Source organism: Rhodococcus sp. FW305-130 (assembly GCF_058788335.1).
Map to the genome: position 1 here is coordinate 67,177 of NZ_JBYTAP010000014.1, position 22,430 is coordinate 89,606.

Here is a 22,430-nt window from a genome sequence, read left to right on the forward strand (position 1 = left end):
CACCCCTCACTCCCACAGCACTCCCCCTCATTCGCGGCCCGCTCACAGTATTGGACGCTCCCCAGCACCGATCGGTTCCACCCCATTGCATTCCGTTGCAACCCTTCACCCACGCCGATAATCGGCCTAACGTCGATCTACCAGGGGATTCACAACGAAGTGAGGTGCGGATCAATGAAGGCAGCACGGTTCCACGGGCAGAAAGACATCCGGATCGAAGAGATCCCTGAGCCTGAATTGCGGCTAGGAACAGTCAAGCTGAAGGTCGCATGGTGCGGAATCTGCGGCACCGATCTCCACGAGTACCTCGAGGGACCGATCTTCATCTCCGCACCCGGACACCCACATCCTCTCTCACACGAGAATGCGCCGGTCACGATGGGCCACGAGTTCTCCGGCACCGTCGAAGAGGTCGGCGAAGGTGTCACGGACGTCGAGGTCGGTGAAAATGTTGTCGTCGAGCCGTACTTCGTCTGCAACGAGTGCGCCCCGTGCAAGGCGGGCAACTACCACCTGTGTACGAAGATGGGGTTCATCGGCTTGGCTGGCGGAGGTGGCGGGCTCAGCGAGAAGGTAGTCGTCGACCGTCGCTGGATCCACAAGATCGGCAACATCCCGCTCGACGAGGCAGCTCTCATCGAACCGTTGAGCGTCGCCCATCACGCAGTCGTACGCAGTGGAGCCGAAAGCGGCAACGTCGCCATCGTGGGCGGAGCCGGACCGATCGGACTCCTCGTTGCGGCAGTTCTCAAGGGTCTGGGTGTCACGACGATCGTCACCGAACTCAGCGAAGCCCGCAAGGCCAAGGCCCTCTCCAGTGGAGTCGCCGACTACGTCATCGATCCCACCACCGAAGACGTCAAGGCGCGCGTCCTCGAACTCAGCGGAGGCATCGGCGCAGACATCGGCTTCGAGTGCGCAGGCGTCAACGCGGTACTCGACACCATGCTCGACACGGTCCGGCCTGCCGGAGTTGTTGTCAACGTGTCGATTTGGGGCAAGCCCGCGACCATCGACTTGCAGAAGCTGGTCCTCAAGGAAATCGACCTACGCGGAACCATCGCGTACGTACGCGACCATGAAGCGGTCATCAAGATGGTCCAGGACGGTGTCGTCGATCTGGCGCCATTCATCACCGGTCGTATTCAGCTCGAAGAGTTGATCTCCGAAGGGTTCACCACTCTGATCGAGCACAACGACACTGCAGTCAAGATTCTCGTCAGGTCGTAACCGGACGGGGCACCTCGGGACCCACCGCAGTCAGCGACCCGGGCGCCCTCCCTTTGCCCCATCCGATTTTCTCTCGGTAGCGGCCGATGTGATCTTCCTCGATCACATCGGCCGTTTCCAGCGGTGTGGATTGCGGATGCACATACAGCGCATCCGTCGGGCAATATGCCTCACACATGAAGCAGGTCTGGCAAGCCGATTGGCGCGCAATCACCGGGACGCCCGACGGCGTCCGATCGAAAACATCTGTGGGACACACATCTACGCACTTGTCGCAGCCGATGCAGTCAGGCGCAGACACCAGCTCGATCATGACGCCACCAGTGCAGACCCGGCAGATTCAGAAGTTCGGGTCCACACCGAATCCAAACCGCCGGTAAGAACGTGATGGTGCTGTGTCACATCGAGTTCGGGATAATCGTCCCGCTTGCTCATTCCCCGAGTCTCGGTCCGCGCCAACGTCGAGTGATACATCCAGCGACCGACGGCCGTGATCGCGGCAGCCTGCCGCGCCGCCATCCGACCTGCTGGATCCGCGCCCAGATCCGCACTCACTGCACCCCACAGCGATTCGAGCTCAGCGAGCGCTGCGGATACCCGATCACCGCTGCGGAGGTAGTTCTTGTCGAAGGGAATCAGCTGCGCCTGAGCAGCTTTCACCACATAGTCGGCAGTAAACCCGGTTCGTGCCGGATTACGCAATGCGACGGTTCCGGCTCCGCGTAGACCACTGGTAGACCCACGTCCGACCGACAGCGCATAGCGCGCAGCACCGGTTCCCGCCCACGAACCAGAAGACATCGCCCACGCGGCGTTGTGACTTCCCCCGCCGGTAAACCCTCCGCAGATCCGCTCTCGGGTCGCAGCGTCCCCGGCGGCAAACAGACCTGGAACGGATGACGCGCAATCGTCATCGACGACGTTGATTCCCCCAGTCCCGCGCACCGTGCCTTCTGCGAGCATGCCGACCTCGAATTTGTCGGTGAAAGGATCGATTCCGCGGCGATCGAATTGCAGGAAGAAGTTGGGTTGCCCCAGCCTCATTCGACGCTGCACCTCAGCGTCGGCCCGATCGATCTGCGCGAAGACCGGCTCGTTCCGCAACGTGCTGGCGATGACGGACCTCCCCTTCGCCGAACCGGCACCTTCGAGCACGCTTCCGTCTGCGTGAAAGAACGTCGCGTACGCGTAGTAGGCAGTTTTGGTGATCGTCGATCCGGCCGCTGCGATTCCGTACGCGTTGGAGAACTCCATGCCGGAGAACTCGGCTCCGACTTCGGCTGCCATCAATGCACCGTCACCGGTATCGACATTGGTGCCCAGCGCACCGGACAGAAACGCACAACCTCCGCTGGCGACCACTACCGCGCCTGCCGAGACGCGGTAGTCCTGATGTTCGTGACGCTGGTATCCGGCGACTCCGCGAACTCGGCCCGCGCCGTCCACCAACAACTCCAGTGCCGGCGAATGGTCGAGGATCCGCACCCCGGCTCGACGAATCCAGGTGCGCATCCGCCGCATGTACTCAGGCCCCTGCAAGCCGGTGCGTATCTGCTTGCCCGTGCTGGGGTCGACGGGGAACGGATATCTACCCTCCACCGCGAGGAGATCCATGTTGGAGTAGGTCTGCTCGAGGACGCGGTCCATCCAATGGTGGTCGGCCAGATATCCGCCGAGCGCCTCACGACCGGCCTTTGCCCGCTCACGGGCAGTCGTATCCGGCTCGACGTACCAAACACCCGTTCCGGATGGGGCCGTCGCGCCACTCGTTCCGCAGTATCCCTTGTCGACCAGGACGACGTCTGCACCGGCCTTGGCCGCACGCAACGCCGCCCACGCGCCGGCGGGGCCACCACCGATCACCAATACATCGGTGGAGAGTTCGAGGACGTCCGTCACTGGCCAGCTCCTGTCAGAGGTCTACGCAACACTTCTGTTGCCGCAATATTCCTCGAACGAACTACCCAGCGCCACAGTCAGAATCACTGTGAACTCAACCAGTCACCGCCGCATCGGCAGAGCGCTACGACGCTTCCCTCTCCTCATCGGTGCACAACGCGGAGTACTTGGCGAAGGCTTCCTGCAAGGTCAGCGATTTGCGTCGCTCGGCGATGTCGCGGGGCTTTCCCTGTGCAACACATCGACGAGCATGCTCGATCACAGCTTCACGAATGACGCTGGAAATGTCCGCGCCCGTGAGCTCTTGGAGGGTCTCTAGGGCCCTCAGTTCCTCTACGTCGAATCTCACCGTTACCGATCGTCTAGCCACGCTCAGGATGTTACTTGCGGGTACACCAAATTTGGTGAGTTACATATGCGTCGAGTCCAATATCTTTGGGCGCCAAAACCTTCGAATTCCGATCTACGTGGGTAAATAGTTTTCCACTCACGGCACTCATGTAATGCAACGCACACGGCGCTAGCCAGCGTGCCGACGGACACTGTCGCTGTCTATGCTTGCGAAACACTGCCTTCGATCGGAGATATACCGCGTGAGCATCGACCACATCGTTTCCGCAGTCGACGGCGACGCTGCCGAGCGAATCAAAACGGCCCTGGCCGAGAGAGCCGCAACCTCGACGGACACGACCACGCTGGTGTTCGACGGCGTGAGCATCGAGATTCCGCCATCGGTCGGCGACGCCGTCGTGCAGCTCCTGACCTACCTCGCTGCCGGGGACAGCGTCGCCCTCGGGCCAGTTGCAGAACTCCTCACCACCTCGCAGGCAGCAGAGATCCTCGGCGTTTCGGACACGTATGTGCGCAAACTCGCCGACGCCGGGAAACTCCCGATCGAACTACGCGGCACCCACCGCAGGTTCCGCCTCGATGACGTGATGGCTTACCGCGAGCAGTTCCCCAAACGCGCCTAGCTCTTCGCGTACATTCCTTCGATCTCCTTCGAGAACCGATCGACGACGACATTGCGCTTGATCTTGAGCGTCGCTGTCATCTCACCGTCTTCCTCGGTCAGATCGCGATCGAGAATTACGAACTTCTTGATCGACTCCGCATGCGAGACAGCGGCATTGGCGTCGTCGACGGCCTTCTGCAGCTCCGCTCGAAGGTCCTTGTCATCACGTAGTTCGGCGACGGTGGCGCCGGAAGGCTTGCCGTTCTCCGCCTTCCACTTCTCGAACACCTCGGGGTCGACGGTCAGCAGCGCCGTGATGTAGGTCTTCCCGTCGCCGACGACAACTGCCTGCGAGACGATGGAATGCGAACGGATACGGTCTTCCATCGGGCCCGGCGAGACGTTCTTGCCACCCGCCGTCACCAGAAGATCCTTCTTGCGTCCGGTGATGGAAAGGTAACCGTCGCTGTCGAGTTCACCGAGATCCCCGGTTCGCATCCAGCCGTTGACGAATGTCTCTTCGGTGGCCTTGTCGTTCTTCCAGTAACCCTTGAAGACAACCCCGCCGTTGAGTTCGATCTCGCCATCCTCGGCGATGCGTACCCCGTTGCCGCCCATCGGCTGTCCGACGGTTCCGATCTTCTGAGCACCCGGCACGTTGACGCAGTGCGCTGCTGTGGTTTCGGTGAGGCCATAGCCTTCGTAGATCGGAACTCCGAGCCCACGGAAGAAGTGCCCCAACTCAGGAGTGAGGGCGCCGCCGCCGGAGATCGCGAACCAGCACTCGCCGCCGAGAGCCTCACGAAGCTTCGAGTACACGAGCTTGTCTGCCAGTGCGTGCTTCGCCTTCAAGATCAGCGAGGGACCGCCCTTGTCGAGGGCTTGGCTGTATTCCTTTGCAGTGACTTCTGCGAAAGCGAAGATCGCGCCCGGAATCTTTCCACCGGACTCCGCCTTGCGTGCTGCGCCGTCACGAACTTTTTCGAAGACACGCGGAACACCGAGGATGGTGTTGGGCTTGTAGCGCTCGAATTGAGTTGTAATGGTGGCGAAGTCGGACCAGTGTGCCTGCGAAGCGCCAGCTTCGAACGTCGCGAGGGACACCGCGCGAGCCAGCACGTGAGCGAGCGGCAGGAAGGTCAGGACTCGGTTTCCCGGAACCGCCACCTTGCCGATCGATGCCGTGAGAATCCCGCGCACCTCGGACAGGAAGTTGCGGTGCGTGAGGATGCATCCCTTGGGACGGCCTGTCGTGCCGGAGGTGTAGACGAGTGACGCAAGATCGTCGGCCTTGATGCCCGCGAGCCGCCTCTTCAGCTCGGTGTCGTCAACGTCGGCACCCTGTGCGGTCAGCTTTTCGACTGCTCCGTCGTTGATCTGCATGACGGCCTTGAGAGAGCTTGGCGCGTCCTGGAACAGCTGCTCGTGCGCGCCGGTTTCGACGATCGCGATGACGGCCTCGGAGTCTTCGAGGATCCAGCTGACCTGCCCCTGAGACGACGAGTCGTAGATCGGAACGGTAGCCGCGCCGGCGGCCCAGATGGCGAAGTCGAACAGCGTCCACTCGTATCGGGTCGCAGAGAGGAGTGCGACGCGGTCGCCTGCCTGCACGCCAGCGGCGATGAGCCCGTTTGCGACGCCGGTGACCTGCTCGGCGAACTCTTTAGCCGTTACATCTACCCAACCCTCGCCCTTGGGTCGGGAGAACACCGTCAGATCTGGCGTGCGCTCGGCGTGAGTGAAGACGGTGTGCACCACAGACTCGTTGTCGGAGATGGCGAACTGGGCTTTGGCGCTGTACTCACTCACAGGGTGTCATCTCCGTTGGTCTGCGATTCGATGCTGATTCTGAAGCGGTGGAGTGCGCGGGCGAAGTCTGCGACCTCGGACTCGGTCCAATCGTGCAGCCTGCCGGCGACTTGGTCGAGCCGACGCGCGTCGGCGGCGTCGAGGTATTTGCGGCCAGCCTCCGTGAGATGCAGCGGATTGCCCTGACGAACGGATCCCGGATCGGCATACACCCAGCCAGCCTCGATGCACCCGCGCACTTGGCGCGAGATGGTCGAACGATTGACGCCGAAGACTTCGGAGATCTCCGTGGCCTTACAGCCGTCGTTGCGGCCGATGAAGGAGAGGAAGGAATGTTGCGCGATCGACGGGTGGTCATCGGAATGCCGATCCCCCGTCATCAGCTGCCGCGTGAGGTGCACCAGCTCGTCATGAACGGCTGGTGGACCGGTGAGCGCCATTGCTCCGTCGTGTTGCACTGAGCAACTATAACGCCGACCCCTGTGTCCGACGCAATATGACCGCCGCCACCGACAAGAAGTCCGTCGGTGGCGGCGTGAAGAGTTAGACCAGATCCTCACCGTTGCGGCGAGCAGTTGCCCACTCCTTGAAGAATCCCTTGCTGATGACTCCCAGCACGACCAAGACCAACGCCGGCCAGATCAGAACATAAATGGTCAGTAGGGCTGTACTCATTCGTATTCCTTCTACTTGTCTCGACGGTTACTTTCCGGAAGCTCCGACAGCAGGAAACTCCTCCTCGTCGAAGTCTCCGGTCCGCTGCTTGATGAGTTCGAAATCGAACGTCTCACGCTGATTGACGGACATCGCAAAGCACACGACGGTACTGACGGCATAGGCCACCAAAGATCCGCTGAGCGTTGGGTAGTCGTGCAGGAAGCCGATCGCGAACGGCGCGGACAGCACGATCGCCAGGCCACCGACGATCTGCGCAACCTTCAGACCGAAGAATCCAAATGTCATGAGCCCCAGTACCACTCCGATACCGACAACGGCAACGATGTCGGAGAGAATCCCGAACATCCCATCCATCGGCACCCAACTGAATCGGACGGGCAAGAAGGCAGCAAGAGCCACCAGCACCGACACAGTGAAGGCCTTGTTGGTGACCTTTCCCCAATAGAAGCTCGCAATAACCGGGAACACCAGCGCGCCCCACAGCGCGCCGACGAACACCAACAGATCCAGAATGCTCAGTTGCAGACTTGCCAAGGAGATAGCCGCCGCCGTGGCAACTATCATCGTTACTCGGCCGATGAGCAGCATCCGGCGAGGGTTCGCATTAGCCTTGCCTGCGACGGCTTGTCCGTACACGTCGGTCATCACGATGGACGAGAGCGCAGCAAGGTCCGAGTCCGCCGTCGATGACAGCGCGCCGATGATCATGACAAAGAAGACAGCCAGCAAAATTCCGGGCAGGTACGACGCGGCCATCTGCGGAATCAGGTTGTTGACGTCACCATCCATCGGCTCGATTCCGAGGTATAGAGCGAGAACACCCAGCATTCCGACGCCGATGACCGTTGCGCCGTATCCCACGGTTGCGGTGATGAAGGTGGGCTTGATCAGGTCTTCGCGGACCGCGAACAGACGTTGGGCAATGGTCTGGTTGCCGATTGCGTAGGCAAGAACTGCCGCGATGTACGGCGCCCCCTGTTCGAAGAAGGCAACGCTCGAGAAGAAGTTGCCCTGCTCAGCAGTAAGGTTGCCTGCCCCGGATTCGAAGGCTGCCGGGAACCCCGCCGCAAAGAAGATGAACGGCACCAAAACCGCTACCGCACCGAGCATTCCGATCAGCTGAACGAAGTCGGTCAACACCGAAGCGCGGAAGCCCGACCACAGCGTGTACAGCAAAACGCCCAGCGCAACGATGAACACACCCTGGATGAAGTTGAACGGCGAAAGCAACGCGATCAGCAGACCACCAGCGAGGAAGTTCGACATCAAACTGATGAGACTACCGACGATATTGGAGCCCGCGAGCATCAGCTGACTCGAGCGTCCGTGCCGCGCGTACATGACCTCAGCCAGTGTGTGGGCTTTCGGCGCTACTTTGCGAATTCGCTGGCCAAACGGATAAATGAAGAGAATCATCAACGCGCCCCATAAACCGTAGTGAATGGGGCCGGAGATTCCGTAGGTGTAGCCAGAAGTGGCGGATGCATACATCGACGACGCCCAAATCCAGGTGGCCGTCATACTCGCGGCCGAAACACCAAATCCTAACTTGTTTCCGGCGGTCATAAAACCGTCGGCGTTTTCCTGCTTCTTACCAATACGAAGAGAAATCAGAAAAGTTCCACCATAAAAAGCAACAAGCAGTGAAACAATCACCAATGTACTGAACTGGACCATGTCGGACCCCGTCACATGCCACATCCTTCGCACATAATCGGCAGAACAAAGCACAAAACCCCTGTTCAGGATCCTTGCGCTTCGTTTCTGCACGCCCTAGGAGCGACCGTCATACCAACACCGGTCACATATTCAATTGACTAGCAACACGCACTTCGTCTTTTCGGAAACCCAACCTCCACAAAATATATCTTCTGCGCAAGCTTTTGGCTCGACCACGCAATTCAACAACTGAGAATGGACCATAGCATGATGGCAATTTCTAACAAAAACTCCAACATTTTTCCACCCGAAAATATTCATGTTTCCGCCGCAGGAAAATCATGCGCTTCCAGCACATATAACAACTCCGCATCGATTGAAATCGATGCTCGATTCGATCGCTTACCTACATCGACAGGACCATCCTGGCGAACCGTCGGCCCCACTCGGGATCGGCGGAAACATGCTGGTCCAGCGGATTGGAGACAATCGCCCCGATCATTCGCAGGTACAAGAGGGTGTCTCGCACCATCCACGTCCAATCGTCGTCGCCGAGGCGGGTTCCGTCCGTTGTCGACCAACCCAGTGCCGTGAGTCCTTCGATCATGACTTCACTACGTTCGGACTCCGACAAGCCGGCAGCCAACGTAAGGAACAGAATCCGGCCGGCTTCCTGTGCCAACTCACCCTTCCCCAACGGCATGGCCGTCACGATATGACGCCACAGCTCGCCTTCATATGCAAGCACTGACGCGCCGAGTCGAGTCAGAATCAATGTGCCTCGGAGTTTCCGGACAAATCCCAGTGTCTTTGCTGCTTCAACGAGTACTGCTAATTGCGAGCCGCTCCCTGCCGTGACACCGATCCACTCACTGTCCCAATCGAGTTCGTCTCGGGCAGACGCAACAAGGTCGGGAGGCAGTGACCCGAACGCCGTCAAAACAATCCCACCACCTCGCGCGGAGTTCAGCAGCCACAGCAGTTGACGGGTTGCTCCTTCACGCATCACCTCGAAGTAGTTGTCGTATCCGCCACGAAGCTCCGATTTGGCAACTGCGGCAAACAGTTTCGGTGCGGAATGAACCGACAGGCGGCGCAAGAACTTCTCGAACAACGAGCTTCCCACAGGTGGTGACTTATGCAGTGCCACTGCAATGGTGACCGCTGCATTGGACTCTGCGGGAACAAAACGTTCGGGATCGAACAGTCCATTACTCGCCTGCCCGTTCAGGAACTCGCGATACCCGATCGGACCGCCAGAATCCTCCGGCGGGCACGCCCTCGCACCGTCAAGACAAGATGGCTCAGAAATCGGCTGGTCTTCGACAATCTGCTCGAGAACCAACGTGTGACTCCACCTTGCGCGGGCGTTGTACTCATAACGGACGTACTCCCCGACCGCGGTAACTGCCTCGTCGATCCGGACTTCGTCCTCACCAAACTCGTCTTCCTGGTATCCGTCGCGCTCGATCACCTCTGGCGCGATATACCGATCTGGGCCATTGTCCGCTGAATGATGGACACTCACCCACTGATGAGCGTGTTGATCTCCCCATCCCATCACCGCCTGCACAATCGAATGAAGCTGGTCCAGTTCGATATTCGACGGAACCGAAAACCGTCTCCAAATAGGCGGCGTGATGCAATCGAGTTCGATCCGCATGACAAAGTTCGCCGCCGTCGGCCGTCGACGCTGATTCCGTATCTGCCTCGGCGTAAGGACCTTCATCTGGCTTTGCGCCGCTTGATATGCAGCTACCAAACGCAGATGTGAAGCTCGCCGAACTCGCTGACCCGTCATGCATGGAGGCTAGATCTACCTACCGACAGCCGAGATACTCACTGCCACAAGGTTGCCCGATTTGTCGGGGCTCGCATCTCTTCGCTGGTCGGCTGTCAAGTCCAGATCAACACGGACCTACCCAGGCATCTTTGATCATCCACTGCGCGGACAATAGTGTGCGCCGATTACCGTAGACCTGACAGCTACCGCACGAAACAGTGCCCGGCGCCTGCTCGGACTGGCACAGAACATGAGGATCCATGAGCGACCAAGACACGACCGCCGACCAGCCCCTCCATATCAACGGCGCAATTGCCTTGGTGACGGACGAGCGCGACGAGTTGGTTCGCCTGTGCGTCCAGACCCTCGCCGAACTACTGGGCAGTGAGCCTGCCACCGATGACGACGGCGACATCGTCGTGCCGGTTCACGGATTTGTCGTCTACGTGACCGTCGCCGACGACGGACCCCAGATCAACGTCTGGTCCTCGGTCCTGACGGGCCTCGGCAATCCCTCGCACGCTGCAACCCGGTTGATCGAACTCGCGCAGGAATGGCCGCGCCTGCGCTTCGCTTTCAGCGGCGACCACCTGCTGGTCTCCACGATGCTCGACGCGGACCCCTTCGCCCCGCAGCATCTGCTGAACTTGATCGACGAGGTTCACGACTTCACTCATGAACTCGACGACGATTTTGCTGAATCCTTCGGAGGGTCCCTCGACTGTGACGCGGATGACGACAGCTACGCCGGAGACTGCAATCCCGGCGGTTGCGGCGGAGACTGTGACTGTGCGTGCGGCGATGAAGCAGACGCCGTCGACGGCGAGCTCGTCATCAGGGCAGTCACCTCGACGTCCAACAAGTAGGCAACAAGCCACGGCCAGTACTGCGTGCGTGCATCTCTGCGATTGCTGAGATGCACGCACGCTTACGTTTGTCATCGCTTCTCGGGACGACCGAAAGCGACCGAATGAAATTCGACTGCGCGGCAGGAACGACGACGGAAAGATCGTCACTGCCGGTTTCGCTACTGTGCAGCGCAATGACCTTCGGCCTGGCAGCGAAACTCATCAATCAGACCACGACGGGCTGGCCTGCTATTCCTTTGTGCGGCTCGGCAGAGCGCTCATATCAGTCGCCGATTTAGACGCCGAACGCGCCTGAATCGCGAAAATCCCTCGCCTACAGCTACTTTCGTCGGTGTAATCCAACGACGCAACGCCCCTAGATGTCGCTGTACCAACCAGACGACTGGGATTGCGGGCGAGGCCACCCCAAGATCAGCCTGAGTACGGCTCGCAGGCAGGTCCGGTGATGTAGCCCTGCTCGCAGCCGTGCTGCGTTTGGATATCACCGCTGGTCGGCTCCTTGCCACACTTAACACCACAGCGTTCGTATCCGTTTACGACACCATCACCGTTCCGGTCTTCGTCAGGATCATATGGGTAACCGCCTCCGGGATTCGTGTTCGCCTCCGCACGCATCTCCGCACAGGCCGGATCGGTCGTGGAGTACGAGCCATCGGTGTAGACCGCAGTTCCCGGGTAATCGCAGTAGCGTAGAACCCTTTCCGAAGCTTGTGTAGTTGCCGGAGGCACATAGGTGTCGCAGGATGCCTCGTAGCCAGTGGTGCCATCGGAGTACAACGCGGTACCCGACTGGTACAGGGAGAGATCGCCGCATACGAAGGTGATCGGCGCGACCTCGGGTGTACTGCTTGGGGGAGGTACTACGGACTCAGTTGCCGGGACGGCTGTTGCCGATGAGCTTGATGGGGTTGTCGACGGCAAGTCTGTGCCTGGGCCGCCGCAAGCAGAAAGACCGAACGACGAGAGCAATGCGCCAACAGCGAGGATAAGCGCTCTCTTCATGTCAGTCTCCTGTGTGTTCCCGCACGCTGTTGTGTCGAACGAGCAATTCCGGCGATCATCGCCGTGAGCATTCTCCGCATCGTGCCGCCTTCACGCGGTAGCGATTCGACTCACATTGATAATCGGCAGACGAGAAAACTCGTTACGGAGTTGCGAGTTCTCTCGCCTGTGATCGACAACATCGCAGACGAGAAAACTCGTTACGGAGTTGCGAGTTCTCTCGCCTGTGATCGACAACATCGCGCCAGCACCGAGCCCCCGAACGACCGCCCGAACGAGAAGTTGAGCGCAGCCAGCTTTCCCGCTTCGGATTCGGCGTTCACCAGTTTTTTCGGTAGCACTCCTTTGTGTTTGCGGTACTCGCGACAGTGGTCGGCGTATCGACTAGTTCCGACGCTGATTGACCGATCGAGAGCCTTGACGGGAGGAAGCGAGTGCGCGTTACTGCGTATCCGTACTGACCAATGGCCCAGTGCGCTTCATTGATCTTTGCGCAGACCGACATTGGCTCCGCGACCTGTCCGCCGGTAATCGAAGCAAAAGTGTGGTCAATTCCGTATCACCAGTAAGTGAGGCAAGTACCCTCGCGACTGAAATGACGTTAACCAGCCACTGAAACGCATCACGTCAGCACTGTGAAGTTGACGAGTTCCTTTTCAATGTCAGCTAAGGGCTTCTCTCCAGTTGCTGCTTCGATGGCTCGCGGCGCCAATCCTCGATCGAGCATGAATGCCATCAGTTTCGTGATTGTCGACTTGGCCGCCTGCAGCTGAGCCAACTGCCCCGACTTCGGATCGCTGAACGCCGTCAGGCGGTTGATTCGGGCGGAGAGTTTCGTCTCCACATCCGCCAACTGGTACCAGAGCGCTTCATCATGAGGAAGGCCGAGCATCTTGCGTGCATGCTCGGTCGATACCCGCAGGATCAACGTGGTCGAATCCGTGATCGGCTGGTCGGGGGCACTGCCGCCTACCGCCGCGCCCGCGGCCACCGCCGCGCCCGCTCCGGCCAAACCACCAAGCATTCCGAGACCACCGATCATCCCTCCCGGCCCGAATGCTGCAAGCCCGCCGACGATAGCGGCGCCACCTGCCGCGGCAGCCGGCGCTGCGAGCATAAGCCCGACCGGTCCGGCCGCGACCAAGGCGAGACCGACTGCGGCTGTAATTACCCTGCCCCAGGGGACGCCACCGCGACTGTCCAAGCATTTTTGGACGTCTTCGAGGGCGGTGCTCACTGTCTTTCCGAGCTGACGAACGAACCCCAATTCGACGGCGATGTCGGCGAGTGCGTCGCGGGGGGCGTTGCCGATTTCGAGTTCATACGGATCGATGATGTTCGTCAGCGCGAGCACCACCAACTCGCCGACCACTTCGTGTATCTCCCATCGATGCGGAATCATCGGCAATTGACCATTGCTCAGTTGCTGTAATTCGACTGCGACGGGCTGTCCACTCACTGACGCGGCCTGCTCTATTTGAGCGACGATGTTGTCCTGGACGATGTCGAGTGCATGTCGGTAGCGTTCGGCCAGCGCTTTGTCTTTGAGGTTGCGGTGGACCGCATGCGCGTAGTGCAGCATCAACAACACCGAGGCCTCGTTGTCATTGAGACGAACCGCGATATCCGATGTGCGGATTGCGATTTCCTTCGAGGGGTACAGAAGATCTGCAACCAGCATGGCGAGGGCGCGATGTCCGAGATACGCACCGGAGGCATGGGATGCGCCGTTGTCGATGACGAAATCCTGGGCGCCGGGAAAGGTGGTCGCCAGCCCCCTGCCGCCGGTGACGACGTCGCCGACATCGAGGAAGTTCGACCAGTCGTCGACCCGGCCGTACGGAAACTTCTTGAGCAATCGCTCGCTGCTTTCGTGAACGGCCTGCACATTCGCCGGGCTACCGATGGTGATGAACCTGCGGACATGGACATTTTCAGGAAGGTGGTCGAGAAGATCGATCGCGATGACGCTGCCCAGGCTGTGGCCGATCAGAATGATCTCGCCAGAGGTGGGCAGATGGTCAAGGATGTGCCGCAGGATCGCTCCGCGGACCGGTTCCTCCCGAACGTACTTGCGTACTTGCTGCAGATCCAAGAGTGATAGCGATCCGATCGCGGCCTGCTGCAGTGGAGCGAGAACCTTCCCGGGCACACGATGGAAACCGAAGGTGCGGACCCCGCCCTCGAGACCCAGAATCCGCTGGACTCTCGCCTGACGCCGCTCAAAGCCGCGGCGACTGGCCGAGTCGTCGCGCGGTTTGTACGTCACCGGGGGCAGCTTCTCACCAATACCGTTTGTTGTGAGGAACGAACTGTAGTGAGGTGCGATGACCATATCCCGATTGACCACGCCGAAACCGGCCTGTTCGAGACCGCGGTCGAGACCGTCGAGCCAACTCGATTCCGGGTCGCCGTCACCGATTCCGTGCAGAAAAACAATCTTCACAACCATGTCCCTCTCGAAGGTCGAACCCTGGTATCACCTAAACCACTACTGTTATTCGCTACAAAGATTCGAAAAAGATGAGCACCGCCGAAAATCTCGAACGGGTTCTCTGCGCTAACTTCGCAATACCGTACAGAGGAGGACCGACACCTCCGCGACCAGCTTGCCAAATTTGGTTCGCGACCACAGCATTAGGTCAGCCAATTATCGAGATCGGCTTCGCTCGAATGGGGTCCTCGCGATTATTTGCGGGTATGTCGCGGCATCCGTCATGCGGCTACGTCAACGATCAAGTAATCGGGGATCGCAAACCATCCACAAGCATAAACTGTGACAATGGTTCGGATCGTGCGATCCGAACCTGAACATTCCCGAACGTATATGTGACAGCGCCCGATGCGGCGGATCTGAAGGCCGATGCAGAAAATCAGTACTGAATCTCGGGCAACCCTTGAGATCTGCGACGGCGAATTCTATACCGGCTGGTTATATCCGGCTTGCGGTGCCACTGGCAGTAACCGGGTAATCAACTCCATGCAACGTGACCGCTCCGGAACTGCTCTGAGCTTGCTCACCAAGACCCAACGGCACCGGCACCTGCCTGGTTCTCGCTTTGAGAGCCGAGGTTTCGGTGTACTTGCAGGCTCCGCAGTTGTCATCGTTGTCGTAACTTCAGTCGACGCGTTGTCAGTGTATGAGCCACGCTGTCAACGCCAGGGCCTCGATGCTGAGCGGCGCAGCCGGCTATTTTCGCATGGCGGTATATCGGCGAGCTCCGAGTCGTTTCGGCTGGCCCGCACTCGCTGCAATGCGGCTGGATCTCACTTCACTTTTCAGAGAACGAAATCGAGGTCAGTCGCCCACCTCGACACCGTAACCGGGACAGCAATAGCGCCAAGTCCGTGGTTATGCCCCTGACCTGCCGCCCGACGGCGCCAAACATCTGCGCGGCGGATAGATCGGCAAGAACCATCGTTCGTTCGACGGTCACGAGGCCGAGTACATAAATGGCAAGTTTCCGTCGGGACCCTAAGCCGACTGAGACTGCTCCTAAGTCGCCGAAAGAATTGTCGCCGTCGACTGCTGCTGCGGGGACAACAAGTTGGCGACCCGCAGGTAGAGCATCGAAATCTACGCGGACACTCGGCCCCTATCACTCGCACTGCCGACGGAGAGTTTGACTGCGCCGTCCTCATCCACGGTGTTGCTGTAGAAGACAGAATCCTGATCCGAAGCGGCTTTACTGCCTCCGCCCGGGAGGAAGACGACCATATGCCGCGCAAACTGAAGCACAAATGGCACAACCGAAATCTGACGGCTCAGGCGACGGCGGTAAAACCCTTCGCCCGATCTTTGTCGGCCGAGGTCCACAGCGTCGTCGACAGTTCGGCCTTCACCAGCGGCATGACCTCTTCCGCAAAGCGGCGCAGAGTGTCCTTCTGCTGCTCGAAGTCGAGCACGTGATTGACCGACACCGATTGGAAATCGTGGCCGTAGCTCTGGTGGTAATCGATGATCTTCTCGGCGACCCGCTCCGAAGACCCGACCAACGCCGGCCCGCGGTCGACGGCTTCCTCGATCGTCCGGAAGCTTGTCGACTTTCCGACCGCTTTGGGGTCGTGCTTGCGTTTGTCAGCTTGTGCAACGGCGCCCTCGTAGATCGGACGGAACTCTTCGATGGCCTGCTCGGTGGTATCGGCGAGGAACAATCCGCCCGAACCCGATCCGACGTACGCCTTGGACGGGTCGTGCCCGTACGCCAGGTACTGCTCGCGGTAGTGGTCGATCAGCACTTTGTAGTTCTCACGAGGCTGGAAGGCGTTGGCGGTGACGATGGGGTCGCCCCACTTCGCCGCGAGTTCGACGGCCTCGAACGAGGTAGCCGATCCATGCCAGATACGGAACGGTCCGTCGTAGGGACGCGGTAGCGTCGTCGCGTCCTCGAGCGATGGTCGGTGAGTCCCCACCCACTTGACGTTCTCCTCGCTGATCAGCAGTTTGAGGAGTTCGTAGTTCTCGGTGAGGTATTCGTACTGCTTGGCGATATCCAGGCCGAGGAGCGGGTATTGAAGGACCTCGTTGCCCTTGCCGATCACAATCTCGAGACGTCCCCGGCTCAGCTGATCGATGGTTCCGAAATCTTCGGCGACTCGAATCGGGTCGAGTAGCGACAGAACGGTGACACCCGTCGAGAGCAGGATTCTGTCTGTGGCCTGCGCAATTGCCCCCAAAACGACGGTTGGCGCCGACGAAAGAACCGGCCCGGCGTGGCGCTCACCCACCGAGAACGAATCGATACCCAGTTCTTCGGCGAGAACCGCCAGTTCGACGACGCGGTTGAGCCGATCGGACGGGGCAACTTCCTCGCCGGTCACTGGATGGGGTGGGTTGAAAATGATGTCCAGAACCTGAAAACGCATAACCCGTCTTTCTCGATAACCGCACAGCGCGCCTGTCCCTCGGAGGCTAGTGCGCGGCGGCTCGACGGATCTGCCATCCGAGGACGCGCCCAACGCAACGAACTCGCGAAACACTCTATTCAGCAACATTTTTCGCCTCAATGAGACCATTCAGTCGATAAAACTCTCACCGATCCGAAGTCGACCGAAAACATGCCGAACTCCCGCCAGGCAGGACCTGTGTCACCGACCAATCGAGCGCACGGTAAACATGAAGTACTAAGAGTGCGTTCCCTTATCGTTAAGAGGTACTTGTTATGAACGGTGCGGCAGCCATCGGTGATGGCATATTTCAGATTCCTGTCCCGATCACGGACAACCCGCTCGGCCACACGCTCGTCTACGCCATGGAATCCCCCGGCGGACTGATCTTGGTCGACGCCGGATGGGGTGACGACAACGGCTGGCAGGGCCTAAACGCAGGGCTCGCCGAGATCGGGCATTCGGTGACCGACATCGAGGGCGTCGTGGTCACGCACTTCCATCCGGACCACACTGGACTGTGCGGCCGGGTCCGCGAGGCATCCGGCGCCTGGATCGCCATGCATGAGGACGACCACTACCTGTTCGATCAGATGTCGACTGCACGCGACGACGAATGGATGGCCTACCAGCTCGAGAACATGGAACGCGCTGGAGCCCCCAAAGCCGACCGTGATGCATTCAAATTAACGGCCGCAGGCGAGTCTCCAGTAGGCCCCGAGTCGGCCCCCGACCGCCTTCTCGCGGACGACGAGATCATTGCACTCACCGGCCGCGGCCTCCGCGTTGTCTACACCCCCGGCCACACGCCTGGGCATGTCTGCTTCTACCTCGACGACGCCGACGTCATGTTCACCGGCGACCACGTCCTGCAGAAGACGACACCACACGTCGGCAACTTCGTGTACCCCCTCGACGAACGCGACGCCCTCGCCGATTTCCTCGACTCGCTCGCACGAGTGCAGAACATGAACATCACCCGCGGTCTCGGCGCTCACGGCATTCCGATCGACGACGTCGGAGGTCGCGCCGGCGAGCTGATCGAGCATCACCAGGAGCGACTCGATCACCTGCTCCAGGAGTTCGCCGACGACAAGCTCACGGTGTGGGACGTCGCGGCAAAGATGAAGTGGTACAAGCCGTGGGCCGAGATCTCCCCGATGGGAAAGACGATGGCGCTCTCCGAGGGCGCAGCTCACCTTCGCCATCTGGTTGCCCGAGAGCAGGTCTCTCAGGTTCCCGGCTCCGAGCCCGCGCTCTTCGCTCGCTCCGTCTGAAAGATCAGGGCCGACAAGCACTCCGCTCGTCGGCCCTGATCTCTATTCCGCTTCGGCCTGATCGACTATTCGGGTCGACGCCGATCGCGGGACCACCACCACCGGAACCGGTGAGTACCGCACGATCTTCGCTGCCCGACTGCCGAGGAAGACCCGGGCCAGTGGACCTGCCTTGCTCGAGCCGACTGTCAGAACGTCACCTCGATCCCACTCGACGCCCTCGAGCGCCTCGGCCCAGTTACGACCATGGCTGATAACCGATTCCATGACGTCGGGTATTTCGGGCAGTGCACGCACGCGCTCGAAGGCAGCGTTGGTCTCGCGCTCGACCACCTCGGCCCACTCGGAGATGACCGGTGAATCCCCCTCGGTCCCGAGCGTTGTCGTGTACTGCGTGTTCGCACGAACTGCAAACGCCGCCAATCTGAGTCCGGCATCGACACGCGCAGCCACGGTCGCGGCGGCGAGCACCAGATCGTCTTGATCGGGTGTGCCCGAGTATGCGGCAGTGACGCGGCGGACCACCTCACCGGGCTTGGTTCGAAATCCCCTCGGCGCCAGCGCGACCGGAACGTCGGAGCTGTGCAGCAAGCGTGAGGTGACACTGCCGAGAGCCACGTGACCGAACACCCCGGCTGTGGACGAATCCAGGACGATCATCTTGGCTTCGTGCTCGTGAACGAGATCGAGCAGGCCACTCGACGTCGACTGAGCCTCATGTACGACATAGGTCACGTCGACGTCGGAGGGCATGTCTGCCCGCGCTTTCGCCAGCGCCGCTTCGGCTTCTGCTCGCAACTGCTGGTGGTATTCGGCGTCGACACGCGCCATTCCGGGCGGTGGCGGCGAGGGAATCACCGCGCAGATCACCAGCGGTTCACCGGACGAGCGCGCCAACAGCGTTGCAAGATGGACGGTTCCGGAACTGTCACCGTCGGGTGCGTATCCCGCGAGCAGCGTCATGACTCGGACTCCGATCCCAATTCGGCGCGGTTCTTCGCACCGAGGCGCGAGTGCTTCATACCGTAGGCGAAGTACCAGATGATCGCGACGGTCACCCAGATGAGGAACACGTAGATCGTGACGGTTCGGAGGTCCTTGATGATCCACAGGCAGCCCAGGATCGAGAGGATCGGCGTCACCGGATAGCCGGGAACTTTGAAGCTGCGCGGCAGGTCCGGGTCACTGCGCCGTAGGATGATGACCCCGATCGAGACCACGAGGAAGGCCACCAGGGTTCCGATACTGGTCATTTCGGCGAGGAAGTTGATGGGAATGAAACCGGCCAGAATGCTGATGACGACGCAGACGATGATGGTGTTGGGCACCGGCGTCAGAGTCCGCGGGTTCACCTTGTGGAAGATCGACGGAATCATGCCGTCGCGTGACATCGCGAACAGAATGCGGGTCTGACCGTAGATGACCACGAGCGTGACGCTGCAGATCGAGATCACCGCACCGGCGGCCAGAAGTGTTCCCGGCCAGGTAGATCCGGTCACCTGTTCGAGGATGGCGGACAGCCCGGCTTCCTGACCTTCGAACGATGCGGAATCCTGTGCACCGATCGCCACGGCGACAACGGCGATGTAGATCGCGGTGACGGACACGAGCGCAATGAGGATCGCGAGAGGGAGATTGCGACGAGGGTTCTTCACTTCTTCGCCGGCAGTGGACACGGCGTCGAGGCCGATGTACGAGAAGAAGATGATTCCGGCGGCGGACATGACGCCGCTGAATCCGAACGGTGCGAAGTCGGCGAAGTGATTGCTGTTCCATCCGGCGATGCCGACCACGATGAAGAGCAACAGAATTGCGAGCTTGATCGAGACCATGATGGCGTTGGCCTTGGCCGATTCACTGGCGCCGCGGATGAGCAGAACACCGCACAGGCACACCAGGATCACTGCGGGCAGATTGATGATGCCGCCCTGCTCCGGCGCTTGTGACAACGCGTCGGGAATCTGGAACCCGAAGAGGTTGCCAAGCAGCTGGTTCAAGTATTGCGACCATCCGACGGACACCGCCGCGGCCGATACTCCGTACTCAAGAAGCAGACACGCTCCGACGGCCATCGCCGGAAGCTCTCCGAGCGTCGCGTAAGCGTAGGAATACGACGAGCCCGACGCCGGGACAGCTCCGGCCAACTCCGCGTAACAGATCGCCGTGAGTCCCGCGACGACACCGGCAACAACGAAGGAGATGATGACCGCCGGACCCGCAACCGGGACTGCCTGCGAGAGGACGAAGAAGATACCGGTGCCGATCGTGGCGCCGATGCCGAACATGGACAACTGCGCCAAACCGATACTGCGGGTCAGCTCGCCGCCGTTGGTATCTGCGCCGGTCTCCTGGTCTATCTGCAAAGCCGGCTTGCGCCGAAGTACGTGTTTGACGAGAGTAGCCATCGACGCTCCTCTAGAGTGCCTGGTAGGAAACTGTTGTATCCTCATACTGCACGCAAGTGTCCTGCGACACAACTGTTGGAGCAAAGTTGTCCAGCTCACGCCAACCGTCCGGTCTGGAAAGCCCGGATCGTGAACCGCCTTCGGAGAAAACGGGGAGATCATGACCGGACCGACCATCACCGTCGACCTGCGTCGTATCGAACAGAATGCGCGCGTCCTCGTCGAGGCGTCCAGCGCTCACGGTATATCGGTGGCCGGTGTCAGCAAATCTACGTGCGGATCCCCCAAGGTGGCACGAGCAATGGTCCGCGGCGGCGTCACGCAGATCGCCGACTCCCGCCTGGACAACCTGGCCCGCATTCGCCGCGACGGCATCACCGTTCCCCTGATGCTGATCCGCGCACCGTCGCTGAACGAGATCGACGACACGATCCGCTACGCGGACATCAGCCTCAACTCCGAGTTGACGACGATTGCTGCTCTGGGCAGAGCAGCACAAACGCGAGGCGTAGTCCACGACATCGTGCTGATGATCGACCTCGGAGATCTCCGCGAAGGAATCCTGCCGGCGGAGGCGCTGGACGTAGTCGCTGAAATCCTTCCTATCGAGGGCATCAGACTGATCGGAATCGGCGCGAACCTCGCGTGCGTCGGTGGCATCCAACCGACCGTCGACAACCTGACGAATCTGGTCTACCTAGCCGACGAAATCACGAAGCGGTTCTCGATCGAACTGCCGATCGTTTCCGGCGGCAATACGTTCTCGCTGCCACTACTCGAGACGGGCACGATGCCCGAGGGGATCAACCATCTGCGTTTGGGCGCCAGCATCGTACTGGCCGAATCACCCACTCCCCCCGGACTGTACGAACTGCTGAACAACGATGCCTTCACTCTCACCGCGGACATCATCGAGGCCAAGGTCAAGCCGTCGCGGCCGTATGGAGTCTCAGGGGAAGACGCATTCGGCCGACGCCCCGTCTTCGACAACGAGGACAAGCCGAGCCGACGCCTGATCTTGTCCATCGGCCGCGAAGACATCTCGCCGGAAGGCTTGACCCCGATCGATCCGCGCCTGAAGGTGATCAGCGCCAGTAGCGATCACCTCCTCGTCGACGCCGGAGAAACAGGCGACGAATACCGACTGGGTGGCACCGTCGACTTCACGATCGATTACGGCGCGCTCTTGATGGCGATGACATCGCCCTACGTCGAAAAGCACTACGTCCTGGGCACCGAACCGATCGATGCCAATGCGAGCGTCGAATTGATCGACCTCGAAACTAGCGGGCTGGCAAGCCATCTCCTGGATCACGGTCTGCGCGAGGACATGTCCGGAATCGGTTTCAGCTGCATTCAAGGAGAGAACGCCGCCGCGGATCTCACGACGTTGCCGCTGTGGCTCACTGCCGAGGCCTGGCAGAACACCAAAATTCCGATCGCCACCGAACCCGGAACTGATTTGGGTGCAATTATTTTCGCCTCCCACGGCGATATCGAACAATTGCTGTCGTCGGCGGTGGTTCTGCACGGCCCCAGCTTGGAGAACACCGTCTTGGTGGGCGTCAAGAACGCCACGGTCGATCACAAGCGCGCACTCGACGAGTACGGGGTATTGCTGGTGACGATCGACGAGATCGATCGCCGTGGCATGGCGGCCTTGATGCCTCGCGTCCTCGCCGCGGCGGGTCAGGGTGTGAACGGCGTCCACGTCCACTTCGACCTGGACATCATCGACGGGCGTGTTCTCGGCGTCGACGACACGACGCATCTGGGCGGCCTCACATTCCGAGAAGCGCACCTCGCCGCCGAATTCATCAGCGAGACCGGCCTGACGAGATCGATTTCGATCGGCAGCGTTGCGGGAGCGGATTCCGATCCTCTCGGCCGTCAGGCGACCTTCGTCGACGGACTGGTTGCATCGCTGCTCGGGCGCAAGGTGGTCAAAGCCTGACGTTGTCGGCAGCCCTTGCGAGA

Annotated in this window: 18 protein-coding genes; 5 read left to right on the plus strand and 13 right to left on the minus strand. The window is 60.3% G+C overall.

Features of this window, described 5'->3' with window-relative positions; translation table 11 throughout:
* Nucleotides 1–174: 174 nt before the first annotated feature.
* Nucleotides 175–1,230, plus strand: coding sequence for a 2,3-butanediol dehydrogenase (locus AC3WQS_RS30265; protein ID WP_492713386.1), 1,056 nt, complete (start codon nucleotides 175–177; stop codon nucleotides 1,228–1,230).
* Here AC3WQS_RS30265 and AC3WQS_RS30270 read toward each other — a convergent pair.
* From AC3WQS_RS30270 to AC3WQS_RS30280, 3 genes are all read right to left on the minus strand, one after another.
* Nucleotides 1,220–1,543, minus strand: a complete 324-nt coding sequence (locus tag AC3WQS_RS30270) for a 4Fe-4S dicluster domain-containing protein (protein ID WP_020970114.1) — start codon at nucleotides 1,541–1,543, stop codon at nucleotides 1,220–1,222. The genes AC3WQS_RS30265 and AC3WQS_RS30270 overlap by 11 nt on opposite strands.
* A complete protein-coding gene (locus AC3WQS_RS30275; RefSeq protein WP_042952358.1) occupies nucleotides 1,540–3,129 on the minus strand; it encodes an FAD-dependent oxidoreductase in 1,590 nt (529 codons plus the stop codon). Before AC3WQS_RS30275 ends, AC3WQS_RS30270 begins: the two co-directional genes overlap by 4 nt.
* 124 nt (nucleotides 3,130–3,253) lie before the next feature.
* Nucleotides 3,254–3,499 carry a hypothetical protein gene (locus AC3WQS_RS30280; RefSeq protein WP_020908376.1) on the minus strand — a complete coding sequence of 82 codons (246 nt, stop codon included), beginning with the start codon at nucleotides 3,497–3,499 and terminating at the stop codon, nucleotides 3,254–3,256.
* Nucleotides 3,500–3,722: 223 nt separating this feature from the next.
* On the opposite strand from AC3WQS_RS30280, the gene AC3WQS_RS30285 reads away from it, so the two are divergent.
* Nucleotides 3,723–4,103: a helix-turn-helix domain-containing protein gene (locus AC3WQS_RS30285; RefSeq protein WP_003941392.1), complete on the plus strand. Its 381-nt coding sequence runs from the start codon at nucleotides 3,723–3,725 to the stop codon at nucleotides 4,101–4,103.
* On the opposite strand, the gene AC3WQS_RS30290 is transcribed toward AC3WQS_RS30285, so the two are convergent.
* The 5 genes from AC3WQS_RS30290 to AC3WQS_RS30310 all read right to left on the minus strand — a co-directional run bounded on the left by AC3WQS_RS30290 (nucleotide 4,100) and on the right by AC3WQS_RS30310 (nucleotide 9,893).
* Nucleotides 4,100–5,893: an AMP-dependent synthetase/ligase gene (locus AC3WQS_RS30290; RefSeq protein WP_492713385.1), complete on the minus strand. Its 1,794-nt coding sequence runs from the start codon at nucleotides 5,891–5,893 to the stop codon at nucleotides 4,100–4,102. The genes AC3WQS_RS30285 and AC3WQS_RS30290 overlap by 4 nt on opposite strands.
* The gene (locus tag AC3WQS_RS30295) at nucleotides 5,890–6,333 is read right to left on the minus strand and encodes a MarR family winged helix-turn-helix transcriptional regulator (RefSeq protein ID WP_007726042.1); all 444 of its coding nucleotides are present in this window, start codon (nucleotides 6,331–6,333) and stop codon (nucleotides 5,890–5,892) included. The genes AC3WQS_RS30290 and AC3WQS_RS30295 overlap by 4 nt, the downstream gene beginning before the upstream one ends.
* Before the next feature lie 103 nt (nucleotides 6,334–6,436).
* Nucleotides 6,437–6,568, minus strand: coding sequence for a putative transporter small subunit (locus AC3WQS_RS30300; protein WP_492713384.1), 132 nt, complete (start codon nucleotides 6,566–6,568; stop codon nucleotides 6,437–6,439).
* A gap of 27 nt (nucleotides 6,569–6,595) precedes the next feature.
* The gene (locus AC3WQS_RS30305) at nucleotides 6,596–8,248 is read right to left on the minus strand and encodes a sodium:solute symporter family protein (protein ID WP_192804481.1); all 1,653 of its coding nucleotides are present in this window, start codon (nucleotides 8,246–8,248) and stop codon (nucleotides 6,596–6,598) included.
* 388 nt (nucleotides 8,249–8,636) lie between these two features.
* The gene (locus AC3WQS_RS30310; protein WP_492713389.1) at nucleotides 8,637–9,893 is read right to left on the minus strand and encodes a plasmid pRiA4b ORF-3 family protein; all 1,257 of its coding nucleotides are present in this window, start codon (nucleotides 9,891–9,893) and stop codon (nucleotides 8,637–8,639) included.
* A 380-nt stretch (nucleotides 9,894–10,273) separates the two neighbouring features.
* On the opposite strand from AC3WQS_RS30310, the gene AC3WQS_RS30315 reads away from it, so the two are divergent.
* Nucleotides 10,274–10,879, plus strand: coding sequence for a T3SS (YopN, CesT) and YbjN peptide-binding chaperone 1 (locus AC3WQS_RS30315; RefSeq protein WP_070385701.1), 606 nt, complete (start codon nucleotides 10,274–10,276; stop codon nucleotides 10,877–10,879).
* Nucleotides 10,880–11,293: 414 nt separating this feature from the next.
* Here the strand turns inward: AC3WQS_RS30315 and AC3WQS_RS30320 are convergent, their stop codons facing one another.
* From AC3WQS_RS30320 to AC3WQS_RS30330, 3 genes are all read right to left on the minus strand, one after another.
* Nucleotides 11,294–11,884: a hypothetical protein gene (locus AC3WQS_RS30320; RefSeq protein ID WP_225989302.1), complete on the minus strand. Its 591-nt coding sequence runs from the start codon at nucleotides 11,882–11,884 to the stop codon at nucleotides 11,294–11,296.
* A gap of 622 nt (nucleotides 11,885–12,506) precedes the next feature.
* Nucleotides 12,507–14,330, minus strand: coding sequence for a lipase family protein (locus AC3WQS_RS30325; protein ID WP_492713383.1), 1,824 nt, complete (start codon nucleotides 14,328–14,330; stop codon nucleotides 12,507–12,509).
* 1,319 nt (nucleotides 14,331–15,649) lie between these two features.
* Entirely contained in the window at nucleotides 15,650–16,750 is a 1,101-nt protein-coding gene (locus tag AC3WQS_RS30330; protein ID WP_070385699.1) for an LLM class flavin-dependent oxidoreductase, read from the minus strand.
* Between the two features lie 296 nt (nucleotides 16,751–17,046).
* Here AC3WQS_RS30330 and AC3WQS_RS30335 point away from each other — a divergent pair, with 296 nt between their 5' ends.
* Nucleotides 17,047–18,048, plus strand: coding sequence for an MBL fold metallo-hydrolase (locus AC3WQS_RS30335; protein ID WP_124569539.1), 1,002 nt, complete (start codon nucleotides 17,047–17,049; stop codon nucleotides 18,046–18,048).
* A 42-nt stretch (nucleotides 18,049–18,090) separates the two neighbouring features.
* Here the strand turns inward: AC3WQS_RS30335 and AC3WQS_RS30340 are convergent, their stop codons facing one another.
* Together AC3WQS_RS30340 and AC3WQS_RS30345 are read right to left on the minus strand one after the other, a co-directional pair.
* A complete protein-coding gene (locus AC3WQS_RS30340; protein ID WP_021344934.1) occupies nucleotides 18,091–19,011 on the minus strand; it encodes a universal stress protein in 921 nt (306 codons plus the stop codon).
* The gene (locus AC3WQS_RS30345) at nucleotides 19,008–20,453 is read right to left on the minus strand and encodes an amino acid permease (RefSeq protein WP_003940657.1); all 1,446 of its coding nucleotides are present in this window, start codon (nucleotides 20,451–20,453) and stop codon (nucleotides 19,008–19,010) included. Before AC3WQS_RS30345 ends, AC3WQS_RS30340 begins: the two co-directional genes overlap by 4 nt.
* Nucleotides 20,454–20,613: 160 nt before the next feature.
* On the opposite strand from AC3WQS_RS30345, the gene AC3WQS_RS30350 reads away from it, so the two are divergent.
* Nucleotides 20,614–22,407 (plus strand): alanine racemase, encoded by a 1,794-nt coding sequence (locus tag AC3WQS_RS30350; RefSeq protein WP_492713382.1) that lies wholly within the window; start codon nucleotides 20,614–20,616, stop codon nucleotides 22,405–22,407.
* Nucleotides 22,408–22,430 lie beyond the last annotated feature (23 nt).

Excerpts from the sequence above, each read along its gene's own strand:
- AC3WQS_RS30265 (WP_492713386.1), top strand. The coding sequence starts at position 175 with ATGAAGGCAGCACGGTTCCACGGGCAGAAAGACATCCGGATCGAAGAG.
- AC3WQS_RS30270 (WP_020970114.1), bottom strand. The coding sequence starts at position 1,543 with ATGATCGAGCTGGTGTCTGCGCCTGACTGCATCGGCTGCGACAAGTGC.
- AC3WQS_RS30295 (WP_007726042.1), bottom strand. The coding sequence starts at position 6,333 with ATGGCGCTCACCGGTCCACCAGCCGTTCATGACGAGCTGGTGCACCTC.
- AC3WQS_RS30300 (WP_492713384.1), bottom strand. The coding sequence starts at position 6,568 with ATGAGTACAGCCCTACTGACCATTTATGTTCTGATCTGGCCGGCGTTG.
- AC3WQS_RS30305 (WP_192804481.1), bottom strand. The coding sequence starts at position 8,248 with ATGGTCCAGTTCAGTACATTGGTGATTGTTTCACTGCTTGTTGCTTTT.
- AC3WQS_RS30310 (WP_492713389.1), bottom strand. The coding sequence starts at position 9,893 with ATGCGGATCGAACTCGATTGCATCACGCCGCCTATTTGGAGACGGTTT.
- AC3WQS_RS30315 (WP_070385701.1), top strand. The coding sequence starts at position 10,274 with ATGAGCGACCAAGACACGACCGCCGACCAGCCCCTCCATATCAACGGC.
- AC3WQS_RS30320 (WP_225989302.1), bottom strand. The coding sequence starts at position 11,884 with ATGAAGAGAGCGCTTATCCTCGCTGTTGGCGCATTGCTCTCGTCGTTC.
- AC3WQS_RS30330 (WP_070385699.1), bottom strand. The coding sequence starts at position 16,750 with ATGCGTTTTCAGGTTCTGGACATCATTTTCAACCCACCCCATCCAGTG.
- AC3WQS_RS30335 (WP_124569539.1), top strand. The coding sequence starts at position 17,047 with ATGAACGGTGCGGCAGCCATCGGTGATGGCATATTTCAGATTCCTGTC.
- AC3WQS_RS30340 (WP_021344934.1), bottom strand. The coding sequence starts at position 19,011 with ATGACGCTGCTCGCGGGATACGCACCCGACGGTGACAGTTCCGGAACC.
- AC3WQS_RS30345 (WP_003940657.1), bottom strand. The coding sequence starts at position 20,453 with ATGGCTACTCTCGTCAAACACGTACTTCGGCGCAAGCCGGCTTTGCAG.
- AC3WQS_RS30350 (WP_492713382.1), top strand. The coding sequence starts at position 20,614 with ATGACCGGACCGACCATCACCGTCGACCTGCGTCGTATCGAACAGAAT.